This window comes from Exiguobacterium sp. KKBO11 (genome assembly GCF_001644945.1).
Lineage (GTDB): Bacteria > Bacillota > Bacilli > Exiguobacteriales > Exiguobacteriaceae > Exiguobacterium_A > Exiguobacterium_A abrahamii.
This window is the reverse complement of record NZ_LUCU01000033.1, coordinates 36,496-50,508: the sequence shown is the minus strand read 5'-3', so window position 1 is coordinate 50,508 and position 14,013 is coordinate 36,496. Positions and strand designations below refer to the sequence as shown.

11 protein-coding genes are annotated in these 14,013 nt (G+C 49.3%); 6 read left to right on the top strand and 5 right to left on the bottom strand.

All coding sequences use genetic code 11. The features are described 5' to 3' along the window. Positions 1 to 8: 8 nt before the first annotated feature. Genes AYO36_RS11320 through kynB form a run of 3 tightly spaced genes read left to right on the top strand, consistent with a single transcriptional unit; the run spans position 9 to position 2,888 of the window. Positions 9 to 1,388: an amino acid permease gene (locus AYO36_RS11320; protein WP_064300473.1), complete on the top strand. Its 1,380-nt coding sequence runs from the start codon at positions 9 to 11 to the stop codon at positions 1,386 to 1,388. A 23-nt stretch (positions 1,389 to 1,411) separates the two neighbouring features. Further along, the gene (gene kynA / locus AYO36_RS11315) at positions 1,412 to 2,251 is read left to right on the top strand and encodes a tryptophan 2,3-dioxygenase (RefSeq protein WP_064300472.1); all 840 of its coding nucleotides are present in this window, start codon (positions 1,412 to 1,414) and stop codon (positions 2,249 to 2,251) included. A 13-nt stretch (positions 2,252 to 2,264) separates the two neighbouring features. Next, positions 2,265 to 2,888: an arylformamidase gene (gene kynB, locus AYO36_RS11310; protein WP_064300471.1), complete on the top strand. Its 624-nt coding sequence runs from the start codon at positions 2,265 to 2,267 to the stop codon at positions 2,886 to 2,888. Between the two features lie 40 nt (positions 2,889 to 2,928). On the opposite strand, the gene AYO36_RS11305 is transcribed toward kynB, so the two are convergent. The 3 genes from AYO36_RS11305 to cydD form a co-directional block, all read right to left on the bottom strand. After that, the gene (locus AYO36_RS11305) at positions 2,929 to 3,570 is read right to left on the bottom strand and encodes an alpha/beta hydrolase (RefSeq protein WP_064300470.1); all 642 of its coding nucleotides are present in this window, start codon (positions 3,568 to 3,570) and stop codon (positions 2,929 to 2,931) included. Positions 3,571 to 3,695: 125 nt separating this feature from the next. Further along, positions 3,696 to 5,405 carry a thiol reductant ABC exporter subunit CydC gene (gene cydC, locus AYO36_RS11300; protein WP_064300469.1) on the bottom strand — a complete coding sequence of 570 codons (1,710 nt, stop codon included), beginning with the start codon at positions 5,403 to 5,405 and terminating at the stop codon, positions 3,696 to 3,698. Next, the gene (gene cydD, locus AYO36_RS11295) at positions 5,402 to 7,132 is read right to left on the bottom strand and encodes a thiol reductant ABC exporter subunit CydD (RefSeq protein WP_064300468.1); all 1,731 of its coding nucleotides are present in this window, start codon (positions 7,130 to 7,132) and stop codon (positions 5,402 to 5,404) included. The genes cydC and cydD overlap by 4 nt, the downstream gene beginning before the upstream one ends. 208 nt (positions 7,133 to 7,340) lie before the next feature. On the opposite strand from cydD, the gene AYO36_RS11290 reads away from it, so the two are divergent. Continuing rightward, positions 7,341 to 7,823, top strand: a complete 483-nt coding sequence (locus AYO36_RS11290; RefSeq protein ID WP_064300467.1) for an Rrf2 family transcriptional regulator — start codon at positions 7,341 to 7,343, stop codon at positions 7,821 to 7,823. Between the two features lie 22 nt (positions 7,824 to 7,845). Further along, the gene (locus AYO36_RS11285) at positions 7,846 to 8,214 is read left to right on the top strand and encodes a nuclear transport factor 2 family protein (RefSeq protein ID WP_064300466.1); all 369 of its coding nucleotides are present in this window, start codon (positions 7,846 to 7,848) and stop codon (positions 8,212 to 8,214) included. A 60-nt stretch (positions 8,215 to 8,274) separates the two neighbouring features. On the opposite strand, the gene AYO36_RS16795 is transcribed toward AYO36_RS11285, so the two are convergent. After that, the gene (locus tag AYO36_RS16795; protein ID WP_156501855.1) at positions 8,275 to 8,442 is read right to left on the bottom strand and encodes a hypothetical protein; all 168 of its coding nucleotides are present in this window, start codon (positions 8,440 to 8,442) and stop codon (positions 8,275 to 8,277) included. An 83-nt stretch (positions 8,443 to 8,525) separates the two neighbouring features. Next, positions 8,526 to 9,368 (bottom strand): KPN_02809 family neutral zinc metallopeptidase, encoded by an 843-nt coding sequence (gene ypfJ, locus AYO36_RS11280; protein WP_064300465.1) that lies wholly within the window; start codon positions 9,366 to 9,368, stop codon positions 8,526 to 8,528. A gap of 183 nt (positions 9,369 to 9,551) precedes the next feature. On the opposite strand from ypfJ, the gene AYO36_RS11275 reads away from it, so the two are divergent. Beyond that, a complete protein-coding gene (locus tag AYO36_RS11275; RefSeq protein ID WP_064300464.1) occupies positions 9,552 to 13,997 on the top strand; it encodes a polysaccharide biosynthesis protein in 4,446 nt (1,481 codons plus the stop codon). The last annotated feature ends 16 nt before the right edge of the window (positions 13,998 to 14,013 follow it).

Here is a 14,013-nt window from a genome sequence, read left to right as displayed (position 1 = left end):
AGTACACCATGGAACAACCTACTGAACTACGGCGTGAACTCAAGACACGCCAACTTACGATGATTGCAATGGGCTGTGCGATCGGAACTGGTCTCTTCCTCGGAAGTGGGCTTGCGATCGGGCTTGCCGGACCGAGCGTTTTGATCAGTTACGCAGTCGGTGCCTTCATCGTCCTACTTTTAATGGGCTGTCTGGCTGAAATGACGGTCGCCCATCCGACATCTGGCTCGTTCGGTACGATTGCCGAACGATACATTAGTCCTTATGCGGGTTTTCTCGTCCGCTATTCATACTGGATCGCAAATGTTCTCGCGATCGGCGTTGAGGTCAGTGCGATTTCGATCTATATGAAATACTGGTTCCCGGGCGTTCCCGGAGTCGTCTGGATTCTCGTATTCGCTGCCGCGCTGATCTATATCAATGCCACAACAGTCAATACGTTCGCGACCTTCGAATACTGGTTCTCAGTCATTAAAATCAGTGCCATCTTGCTATTCATCCTTCTCGGTGCCTACTTGGTCATCGGTAGTCCAAGTCCTGAGATTGGTCCACAAAACTTCACGAACGACGGTGGCTTCATGCCGTTCGGTTTCTCAGGTCTCTGGATCGCAATCTTCATCTCCCTGTTCAGCTTCCTCGGAACGGAATTGATTGCCGTAACTGCTGGTGAAGCGAAGGACCCGGACGTCGCCGTACCGAAAGCATTAAAAGCGACAGTCTTCCGTCTCTCGACGTTTTATGTCATCACGATTGCTTTGATGTTGATGATCGTCCCGTGGCAACAAGCGGGCGGCGTCGATCAAAGTCCATTCGTTAAAGTAATGGAGATGCTATCGATTCCGTATGCAGGCGGCATCATGAACTTCATCATCCTGACGGCGGCACTGTCTGCGATGAACAGTCAGCTGTATGCTTCGACACGGATGATGTATTCCTTATCGAAGGCAACGTATGCGCCAAAAGTATTTGGTCGTTTGAATCGAAAAGGTGTACCGCTCTTCGCACTCGCCGTATCAACGCTCGGGATTTTTCTCGCAGCGATCATCAGCAGTCAATCGAGCGTTTCTTATCCATTCATGATGGGAATTTCGATGTTCGGGGCGATTTTCACATGGTTCATGATTTTCATCTCCCACCTGTACTTCCGTAGAGCATGGGAACGTGAAGGTGGACGGACGTTACCGGTCCGGATGATGGGCTATCCGTATTTGACTGCCCTCGGTGCATTGTTGTTATTCGCACTCGTACTAACGACATGGTTCACAGATTTTCAAATCGTCTTGAAGTTTGGTGTACCGTGGTTAGTGTTCTTATCGATCGCCTATTTCTTCTGGAAGCGGGCGCATCCGGAACAACCACAGACCGCTGAAAAACGAAAACTGAATTAATTCGATAAAGGGGATGAATGGGAATGACAAAGACAGATCCTACGTCTATTGAAGCATCGATTCAAACGGATTTTAAGAAAGATATGTCCTACGGGGATTATTTGCAACTAGATCCATTGCTTACGAGTCAACATCGCTTATCGGGGCATCATGACGAGATGCTGTTCATCATCATTCATCAAACGAGCGAACTATGGATGAAGCTGATCCTGCATGAGATGCGAGCAGCGACGCAAGCGGTCGCAAACGATGATCTCGAATCATCGTTTAAGATGCTCGCACGCATCTCAAAGATTCAGCACCAGTTGATTCAGTCGTGGAATGTTTTGTCGACCTTGACCCCTGCCGAATATCTGGAATTCCGTGATGCGCTCGGTCACTCATCCGGTTTCCAATCGTATCAAAACCGCCAAATCGAATTCGCGCTCGGCTTCAAGAATGAGCAGATGCTAAAAGTGTATGCGCATGACGAAACACTCTATCCGATGATGCTGAAAGATCTGAAGACACCAAGCATCTACGACGAAACAATCCGGGCGATGGCGCGCCATGGGCTACCGATCGACCAATCCGTCCTTGATCGTGATGTCACGCAAGACTGGACGCCGAATGCAAGTGTCGAAGCAGCTTGGGCGACCGTCTATCGGGATGTCGAACAATACTGGGATCTGTATGAGCTCGGTGAAAAACTACTTGATATCGGGAGCCAGCAGCAGATGTGGCGCTTTAACCATATGAGTACCGTCGAACGGATTATCGGACAAAAGCCAGGAACGGGTGGTTCTTCTGGCGTCAGTTATCTACGACGTGTGCTCGACCACCGCTTCTTCCCGGAACTGTGGTCAGTCCGCACGACATTATGAGGAGGATGAAGCGATGACACGATGGATTGATGTTTCACAACCACTTGATCGCCACGTCACGACGTGGCCGGGGGATACACCGTTTGAAGCAACATTGACATGGAATAAGGCAGACACCGGTTCCGTCAACGTCGGAAAGGTAACGATGAGTCTGCATACTGGCACTCATGTCGACGCGCCGTTTCATTTTGACGATGCCGGACAAAAAATCATCGATCTTGATCCGGATCTCTACATCGGACATGCGCGCGTCATTTACTTACCAGGTCGTACAGACATCACAGCTGCTGATTTAGATGGCTTTGAGCTAAATGACGTCCAGCGCCTGATCATCAAAACGGATGGTTGGATCGACAAATCAACTTTCCCGGAAGCGATTCCCGTCTTGACGCCAAGTCTTGCTGAGCGTCTCGGGGAACTCGGAATTTCGCTGATTGGTCTCGACTTACCAAGCGTCGATGCGATCGATAGCAAGGAAATGGCAGCCCATCACGCACTAGCGCATCATGGAGTCCATATCCTTGAAGGACTCGTTCTCGATGCGATCACGCCTGGTGATTACCACCTCAACGCCGTCCCACTCCCGCTCGTCGATGGCGACGGTAGTCCCGTCCGTGCCTTACTTCGTCCATACTAAAAAATCCGTCCAGCAGACTCTCTGTTGGACGGATTTTTTGTTACTTAGGTAGTGGTTCGAACAAACTGGCTTCGATTTGACGAACGACATGTCCAAGGACTGCAAGCGATGGATCGACCTCGAATCCTTGATCCAGAGAATGATTCGCTCCTTCAATAACATCAATCGTCAGTTGTGAGGTGCGACACGTTTCAAGTGCCGCTTCATCATAAAACTTATCGGCTGTTCCGATGACAAGGAGTCCAGCTTGCGACGATGTGGCGATTTGATCGACTACTTCGGCTTCAAGAACGGGTGTTAAGAAGACGAAGCGTGCTGTCTGTAGATTCGGCTTAGCAAGTAATGCCGCTAGCGGAATCGTTCCTAACGACTTTGCGATGAACTGGACGTTTTCGTATGTATGCGTCGCCAGCACTTCTGAGACGACAGCGTCGACCCGGCGCGTCATGCAGGCATTCGATTCAGCGTCTGTCATCGAAAAGAGCTCTTCCGTCACATAGTGAATACAGATGACATCGATGCCTCGAGCTAGTAGCGCCATCCGGCTGTAGTAAAAGTAAGGATGGTCGTACAGGTACGATGCTCCCGAGAGCAAGAAGCAGACCTGTTTGGACCCCATTTGAAAATGATCATATGAAATGGTCGTCTGATCGACGACGATAGATGATTGTTCGATATGCATGAAACCCCTCCACGTTTTTTCTAGACTTTACCATTTCAAAAGTAGACTGTCATGTCTTTTTCGGCTCTCGCTTATAAACTAAAAAAGGCGATGCACCACATGGGGTCACCGCCAATCCTATATCTTTATCCAATCGGAGCAAAAACGGACTGTTCGACTTGTTTTAATTCATAGAACGCCCCTTGTCGCGCCATCAATTCGGCATACGTTCCGACTTCGATGACGTGACCTTGATCCATGACAATGATTTGATCCATCGCTTCAAGACCTGCTAACCGGTGGCTAACAAGGACAAGTGTCGCGTCCGCTGCCCGTGCGAACAGTCGATCGAGAATCATCTGTTCCGTCAAAGCATCGACGGAAGACGTTGGTTCGTCAAGCAAGTAAAGCGACGCTTCCCGCAAAAGCACACGGGCAATTGCTAAGCGTTGTTTTTCTCCTCCAGACAAGTTCTCGCCTTTTTCAAATACACGATCGTTTAATTCGAACGTCGTTAATCCGACATCATCGAGCGCTTGACGCATCGCATCATCCGTCGCTGCTTCGTTTGCGAGCAATAGATTATCGCGAAGCGTTCCATAAAAGTAATGATTCTGTTGCAAGACGACATTTGCGTGTTGCCAAAGCCCTTCCGGATCAACCGTCCGACTATCTTGACCAGCAATCGTTAATCCGTCTGTCGGATACATCCGTAACATCAATTGAAGTAACGTGGATTTCCCAGAACCACTCGCCCCGACGATTGCCGTCTTCTTGCCGGCAGGAATCGAGACGGTAACGTCACGTAAGACCGGGCGCGGTGCATCAGGGAACGTGAACGTCAATGCATTCGTTTCAAAGGATGGTGCCTGATCGAGAACGAACGTGTCATAGATTGGCTCCGCTTGTTCGGTCACGACTTCATCGAGTCGTTTCGCAGCATGGCGGCTATCTTCAAAGAAGCCTGGTAAAATCGCCATCGGTGCCGCATTCTCGAAGACCGTCAGTGATGTCATGACGAGTAATGCAAGGAAGACACCTTCGAGTTGTCCACTCGCGACGAGATAGGCACCGACACCAAGAACGAGCCAAGAGATGATCAGCGTCACCATCGTATTCAAAGCCAAGTTCGAGACGGCATGTAATCCATTCCGTTTTTCTTCCTCGACATATCGTTTCGCGACGGCATTCAGGTCCTGTTCTTTTTGATCAAGCTGCTGGTAAATCTTTAAGTCACGATAGCCTTGGAACAACTCTGTCACTTCTGTCGACAAGTCACCACGGCGGACACGAACTGAGCGTGCGAAACGCTGTTCGCGGTACGCGAACCAACCCGGAATCAAGAAACCCGTCAGAATCAAACCAAGTAGTAGAATCCCGGCAATCGTCCACGAGAAGAAACTGACGAAAAAGATCGTACAGAAGAAGACCAGCAACAAGACGATCGGTGGATAGAGAACACGTAAGAACGTATTTTGCAGACTTTCGACGTCACCGACGATCCGAGCAAGTAAGTCCCCACTCCGGTATTTACCGAAAATTCCTGGCGCGAGCGGCTCGAGTCTCCGGTAGAACGACGTCCGGATATCACTAAGGATCGTAAACGTCGCCCGGTGCGAATAATAACGTTCCGCATACCGACTGACGGCGCGCGTCAGACTCGAGATTTTTTGCAGAGCAATCAAGACAGCAAGCGTCTGGATCGGTGGCAACAAGGCTGCCTTTGAAATCAGGTATCCACTTGCTGCGAATAAACCGACCGCTGTCACACCGGCGAGGACACCGAAGAAGATCGACCAGGCGATATCGCGTTTTTGATGCACCATCAACCGAAAGACTCCTAATAATTCCTTCATCGTGTTTCCTCCCCTCTCTGGACGCTACGCATCCGCGCATATTCCGAATCGCGACCAAGCAATTCATCATGGGTGCCACGATCGACGATTCGTCCGCCGTCGAGAACGACGATTTGATCCGATCGTTCAATCGTATGCAAACGGTGCGCGACAGTGATGACCGTTGCCGATTGTCCGAGTTGCTCAATCGCTTGTTGAAGCAATCGCTCCGTTTTGACGTCGAGTCCTGTCGTCGGTTCATCAAAGACGATGACGTTCGGTCGTTTCAAGAACGCGCGTGCCAACGCAACGCGCTGTTTCTCGCCACCTGATAGACCACGTCCACCTTCTCCGATCACCGTGTCGATCCCTTCAGGTAACGTCGCAATCAGCTCCTCGAGCCCTGCTGCCTGCGCCGCCTCAAAGATCTCTTCCGGCGTCGCTTGACGGAGTTCACCGATCGCGATGTTTTCTGCCAGCGTTCCGGCATACAGATACGGATGCTGCGAGATGTAGCTCAACTGACGGAACCAGCTCGCTTCCTCCACCTGACTGCGATTAATCCCGTCGAGCAGAATCCGTCCTTCTTTTGGATCCGCGAGTCCGGCAATCAACTGTAAGACAGTCGACTTACCGGCACCACTGCGACCAATCAACGCCACCTTTTGATACGGCTCAATCGCAAGTGTCACGTCTTGTAAGGCAAAACGTCCTTCTTGATACGTAAAATCAACTTCATCCAAAACGATTCGTGGTGGACAGTTCATCGCAAGTTCTGATTGACCAAAGGCAACAGGACGATCGTCTGCCGTTAGTTCGGCTGCAATCTGTTTCGCTGCCGCGACACTACCGCGTCCTGTATGGAAGGCAGCACCCATCTCTTTTAAGGCAAGATAGTACTCTGGTGCCAATACGAGCATCAGGAATGCCGGGATGAAGGTGATGCTTTGGAACAGAATCAAGCGTAGACTGACTTCAAGTGCGATCATTCCCATGCTGAGCATCGAGATGAACTCAAGCATCAACGACGACAAGAAGGCGAGCTTCAAGACCGTTAACGTCGCATCCCGGAAATCAAGACTGCTTTTTTCGATGACGTCACGTTGTCGTTTCGCACGACCAAATAACTTCAAGGTCGTCAGTCCTTGCAATGTATCAAGAAACGTTCCCGAGAATGCCGTCATCTTCTCGAGTTGAGCATCCGCCCGCTTTTGCGTCATGATGCCGATGATGATATAGAACAACGGAATGAACGGTGCTGTGATCATCATGACGAGACCGGTGATCCAGTCATAGCTGAATGCCGCGATCAAGACCATCAAGGGAACGATCGTCGTCTGAACGACTTTCGGCAAGTATTGACTGTAATAGCTGTCCATCTCGTCTACTGCGTCGAGCAAGACACTGACCTTCTGTCCTGCTTGCCCTTGTAGCATCATCTCGACCGAGCGACCCGTGTATTTCGCGACGAGTGCTTCCCGAAGCGCCTGCTTCATGTGTGCCGATAACGTCGTACCGAGACGACCGTTCCAATACGTCACGGCGACCCGGAGCAACAGCATCCCGAGGACGACGAGTAGTAACGGAATGACGGCTTCAAACGGTTGTTCCTTCAGGAAAATCCGATCGACCGTCAACACGATACCATACGATTGACCAACGACCGCAACCCCCATCAGGAAAGCTGCAATGATGAATTGAATGAGAAAACTACGTGGAATCTGAACGATTCCTTTTAATGGATTCATATACAAACGTCCTTTCACAAAGTGTGAACGACTTTTAGTGAATATTTTCACATATCGTACATTTAGTATACCGAATCCGGAACGGGGATGCCATGCAGATGCTGTCGAAAAGGTGTGACGGTTTTGTGAGAGCATATGACTCGACAATTCTTTCGTATAAAACTATTATGGATATACATTATCCACGTTTAACAAAAGGAGACTTCTCATGCAAATGAAAACTGGGGTTGAGCAATCCGTCTATGCGATGTTGCTCTTGACCTTCCTTCCGGATCGCGCTGTGTTGCCCGGTGAATTCATCAGCCAGCAACTCGGTGCCTCGCCAACCTATTTTCAAAAGCTCTTACGAAAACTCGTCCAGGCGGATCTATTGTATTCCGTACCCGGTGTCAAAGGGGGCTTTCGCTTACGACGTCCGGCAGACGAAATTCAAATCTTTGACGTCTATCAAGCGATCGAGGGCAAACAAACGTTGTATGCGTCAAGCGGTGTCTTCGAGGATTTGATGGGAATTCAAGAACAGGAAATCGGTCTACTCTCGAATCTGATGACAGAGGCGGAAGAGGCGTGGCAATCGACGTTGAAGCGCGAATCGATCGGCTCGATCCGTCAAGCGATTGATGCCTCCTGTCCACCGGAGCATTTAGAACGATTGCATGCGTTAATCACAGACCGGATGATGACACTTTAATGTACAGAAAGAGGTTTTTACTATGGTATTGAATCGTTATTTCGACTTATTCGACGCGTCACGCACAGACGCACATGCTTTCGAGGATCTCGTTTCCTTATTCACGACAGACATCACGTTCGTCCTGAACGGACAACCAAAGCACGGCATCGACGCCTGGAAACAGTTCGTCCGTCATGTGTTTACGGCGAATCAAGACATTAAGCACATGTATGCAGGCTGGGAAGAAACAACACCAGGAACATATGAAACACGCTGGGCAGTTTGCGGAAAACGGGCAGACGGTAGTGTCTTCACGCAAGACGGAAAAGATATCGCACGTCTCGATGAAAACGGACGGATCGCTTACCTGGAGAACGTTCCAGATGATCCGACGATGTTCCGTTCATAAGATGGCTTTTAAATACAAAAAACCTGTGTTCCGCGTAAGCAGAACACAGGTTTTTTGTATTTAGCGCTTCAGTACGAGCCGTTTCAACAAATAGCCCGTGATGACAAGTAATGATGCAATCGCGATATAGACCATGTAGACCAACAAGTCTGGCGCAAATCGTGACACGATGTACGTCAATACGACGACAGCCGTATACAGCAATAAAAATAGACTGATCTGCTTCAACTTCGACACTCTCCTTTGAATCCTTCCCTCTTCTTTACGGAAACGACTGGAAGATGTTTCAAAAGGACTGTCGTTGCTCTGTCTTATAGATTCTTCGCTTTGAATGTGTCTCCACCTTCGATCGTGCCGTTATCAAAGCCTTTTTGGAACCAACGCTCCCGTTGCGCCGATGTGCCGTGAGTGAAACTTTCCGGTACGACATATCCTTGTCCTTTCTCTTGTAACGTATCATCTCCGACAGCATTCGCTGCCGTCAACGCTTCTTCAAGATCGCCTTCTTCGAGCAAGTTTTCTCCTTGCGCATGATGCGCCCAGACGCCGGCATAATAATCGGCCTGTAGTTCGAATCGAACAAGGTACTTGTTGAACTTCTCCTTACTCATTTGCTCTCGAAGTGGCATGATCTCGTCCGACTTTCCGAGTAACGTCTGGACATGGTGTCCGACCTCGTGCGCAATGACATAAGCCATTGCAAAATCGCCCGGGGCCCCGTACTTCGTCTGCAGTTCGTCATAAAAGCTTAAATCAATGTATAATTTCTGATCACCGGGACAATAAAAGGGACCGACGGACTTCCCTGCTTGTCCGCAAGCCGAACTGACTTGATCCGTATATAAGACGAGCTTCGGTTTTTTATAGGTCTTACCATCTTCTTTGAATTCTTTCGTCCAGACCCGTTCCGTATCCGCTAAGACGACGGAGACGAAGTCCGCTGCTTCCTTTTCCTGTGCTGTTTCTTCATACGTCGTATTTTGCTGATTTCCACCGGTTAAGTCTCCGAGTAATTCAGCTGGATTACCGCCCATCAAGGTGATGACGATCAGCAGGATGATCCCAACACCACCACCGATGCCGGCAATTCCTTTCCCTCCCATTCCCCGTCGATCCTCAACGTTCGAACTCCGCTCTCTTCCCTTCCATTTCATACGCTTTCCTCCTACTCGTTTCGTTGTAGGTCTTTACCCGGAAGCATTCGTCCGTAACGCTCCGTCTTAGGATGGACGTTCCTTCTCATATTCATTGCTAAAATAAGTACATCCATTTCTAGGAATATCGCCCTCCTGTAGAGAAGAAGTTCAGCACGGATTTTCGCAGAAAGGAGTTGTCCGATGCACTCGTTCCGTCAACGTCTCAAGAACTTCATGCATACGTACCGTAAGGACATCCTTGTCCTATCTGGTATGTTTGTATTCATCCTAATTTATAGCTTCCCGTTGTTTCGTTCCGGTATGGTGACGTTCAGCGATCTATCCTTCGGACTGTCCTCACATCGCTATTTAGAAGAAATCTACGGTGCCTGGAACAACCGCTGGAGCACGACGACGCTTCTGAATGTCGCACGACTTCTCTACATCCTACCGTTCTATGCACTCAGTCTATTGTTTGGCTCTTCCGGTCCTGTTTTGATCAAGTCGTTCATCATTGGACTGTTGACGATTTCTGCCCTATCGATGTTCGCTTTTACGAAACGGCTCCATTCCGTTTATATCTCGAAACACTTTTCCTATCTCTCACTGATCGCCTTCGCAATCGCTGCGTTGTTTTATGCCTTAAACCCATGGGTGATCACACGGATTCAACATATCTATTTATTGTGTGGGTATTCCGTCTTCCCTTACGCTTTGATGTTGTTCTTCAACATCTTCGACCCGAAGTTTCGGGAACAGCTCGATCCCAGTTTTCGTTTGTCTGATCAGTTGAGTCGACGAACATGGATTGATATCACCGGACTATCGATCGTCTTCGCCTTCATGGCGGCGGGAATTCATTATTTCTTCTTCTCACTGATCTATATGGGTATCATGGTCGGACTTATTTTTCTAAAGACGAGTTGGACACGTCGCAAAGAACGGATTTGGTCACCGTTACTGTGGTTTTATGTTCGGGCAACCTGTGCGTTTGGTCTCGTTTTTCTACTATTCAACGGGTATTGGTTCTTGATGTACGTCGGCTCGATTCTGACCGGATCGCAAGCCTCACAGCACAACATCAATGTCTCCGATACGTTGATGTTGTTCAGTCGGCACTCGAGTTGGACGAATGTTTTATTTTTAACGAGCTATTGGTGGCCGATGTTTGATTTGACGACGTTACCGCTGACGTTTTGGATTGCTGGCGCCATCACGCTTTTACTCATTTTACTAGGAGCTATCGTCGCATACCGACAACCAATCCACCTGTTCTTCGGTCTACTCGCGATTCCGCTAATCGTCTTTGCGACCGGTACCCATGAGCAGGTTGCGGATGCGTTCGTCCTGTTCGTGACGAAGACACCATTGATCGGCGCGATGTTCCGCGATCCGAATAAGCTGGTTGGTCTCTTGATGGTCAGTTACAGCTTACTGCTTGCCGTCGGGTTGAACGCTGTCTTTATCCGTGCGTCCCGGACGATTCCACTGAAGTTGTACCGGGTCGTCTCGATCGTCGGAACACTGATCGTCGTCGCCTGCTTTTTTCTTCCTTACCGGACTGTCTATATGGAAGGCTTTTATCATCCAGTCAAAATGCCTAAGGAATACACCACTATCCAAGAAGAAGTCGATGGGAAGTGGTTGCAGTTCCCGATTGCGGACGAGATGACGCAACCGAGTACCGGCATCGCGACTCCACGCTGGAATCAAAATCCACGAAAAGGTGGCGAAATCAAAGCAACAGGTGACGTGCAAGTCTATACGTCGGCACACGATACCGTCTTTCATCATGAAGGGGCGTCGCCGACGATTGGTTACATGATGACGTTCATGCAGTATCTACTCGACACCGGTCGATCCGAACAAGCCGGACAAATCGCGAAAGCGTTCGGACTGAAGCAGTTCGCCTACCGGGATGAGTACACGGGGATGAAGGAGCGACAAGATTTCAATCTAAAGGTTCTAAAGGAACAACGTGATCTCGTACAGACGAAACAAGTCGGCTTGTTCACCTTGTTCGACTTGATCGCACCGCTCGATACACGGACCGTCCCACAATTGATTTTGACCCCTTATGGACTCGAACGGTCGATCAGTTATCCGACACTGGATGGCTACGATCTTGGTCGTCAATCGATTTTGTATGCGACACAAGGACATCAGGATAGCCTCTCCTGGATGAAAAAAGGCGATATCGTCGAGATGATCGAGGAGAATGATCTTGTTCTCAGTCAGGTACCGGAAGAATACTATTGGAAACCGTTCGAAGCGATTGATTCAGCGAATGCTTTCCTGAACTGGGGTAAGACGTTCCTCCGAAATAATGACTGGCGCTGGTATTTGCGGACGCAAGGTATGACGAACCCGTCGTTTGACCTCGACTTCGGAGACGGGATCGGTCTATCGTTTGCTTCTGCCCGGATTGACGCGCCCGTCTACAAATTAGACGGATTAAAAGCGAAACAGGTCGCCTCTTTTAATTCCATGCTTGAGGATGAGACGTTCTTTAAAGCCGATAATCCAGACATCGTTGACTTGTCTCCGAATCCGATGTCAAAAGATAATAACCTGCCTGTCCTTCATGCTGAAGTCGCAGAAGGCGACCCGAAATATATCTGGCAAGTCGCGAAGTCCGGTAAGCTGCCGGCACGCCCGAATAACGCCTATCGCTTTGATATCACAGCGAGCGGTCGCGGGGTCGACCGGCTCCATGTCAAGGTCCGGTTCTTTGATGAGAAGGATCGCGAGCTGAATCAAACGTATGTCGTCGCCCCCCGTGATTCCGGTGATGTCGATGCGATTCACTTACAAGGTGAATATGTCACGCCACGAAACGCAAAAACGATGCGGATCGATCTACTCAGCTTCCAGCGCCCCGAGCGGAAAACGTACTGGTGGGTCCATGATATTAAAATCTTCAGCTATGAGGATTATATGATCCCGAATACGTTTACGATGACAAAAGACTTGCCTGCCGGTCGTTACGCTGGTTTTGCTCGCGTACTGTTGAACCAAAAAGGCGGACAACTCGATCTGACATTCAATAAACGAGGCGTCACGATTCCAACTCAACAACGATCAGGTGCCAAACTCGCCTGGGTCCCGCTCGGTTCGTTCACGACGCCGAGCGGTCCTGCGACGCTCAGCGTGACGAACACGGAAGGCTTTAATGCCATTCAAAACATCGTCCTAATACCGGAAGAAAAGCTAACCACTCTACAAAAACGCGTCGACGATACACTTGCCTTCACGAATACCTTGATGGTACTCGAGGCAGAGACCGGATTCGATTACACGGGGCACTTGCAGTCGGAACGAAACTATCCTGGACTAAGCTTTGGGAAAGGGATCGCTGCGCAACGTGGACGTTTACAGCGTTCGATCGATATTCGGGAAACGACCGATTATCAGCTCCAGTTGATGTTAACTCCGCCACCAGGAAACGATGGTCGGATCACTGTCAAAATTCGAGACGGAAAACAGGTCGTCTTCGAACGCGCCTTGTCTCGTTCTGACATTCTAGCCGGTCAAAAGCACCAACAGCAGATCGGTAATCAGACGGTGACGTACAATCCGCTACACTTAGCGTTCCCGTACCGGATGACGGAGTTGAGTGACGTCTACCAAGCGTTATACGATGTGAAGTTATCCGATATCCCACTCGAGAAGGGACGCTATCAGCTAGAACTATCCTATGCGAGCAAGGTGCCGTCACTCGTCGATTGGAAGGATCTACACAAGTTTGATCCAAACGAGATTGTCACCGACAAAGCTCTCGCCGCACCGGAAGCGGCAGCGAATTGTGCGACGTGTGTCTCGATCACGGATGATATGTTCGACGCGAGTGAGACTGAAGATGGCTACACGATTGATTACGAGCCGACCTGCTCGTGCGATTGGTATATATATGCCTCGCAAAAAATGAAGGTGAAAGCTGATCACGAATATTTGATTCAGTTCGACGCTGTCAGCAAGAACGTCCGTCAACGACACCTCAAAGTGTATTACCTAGATAAAGATGATCGTGTCATCGGTACGGATTTCATCAATGAAGTCGAAGAAAAGAAAAAGAAGCAGTGGAACCATTACGAACAAATCGTCATTCCACCGAAGAAGACCGTCCGGATGCAACTGCATATCTGGACGCGTGGAAATGAGAAAAAGGCTGGGCAATTGCGTCTGAAGAATTTAGAAGTGTTACCGTACGATCAACTGATTCTAGTCGATCAACTCGTTCTCTCCGAGCAAAGCGGTACGCTGTTCGCAACAGAACCTGCCCGTGCGCTTGACGTCGATGCCTCACAGATGGGACGCGATATAAAAAGTGATGCGCCACTCGGTCGCTTTACGGTTAATGATTCTCCGACACCGTTATTTAAACTCCAGACGGACCAGGAAATGATGCGTGGTGACACGGCATTAAACGGCGTCAGTCAGTTGTATCGTTCGAACGAAAAGACGGCACATGTGACCGTCGTATTGCGTCCGATTTATTACGCTGGACTGACCATTCTCGTCTTAGCGCTCCCACTTAGTACCTTGTTGATTTATTTCATGACAAGCAATCGTGGTCTGGCTATCCGACAACGTCTATCGTCCGTGTTCAAGCAACGAATTCCTACCCTGAAACGAAACAAAAAATAGTCTATCTAAAGAGGCT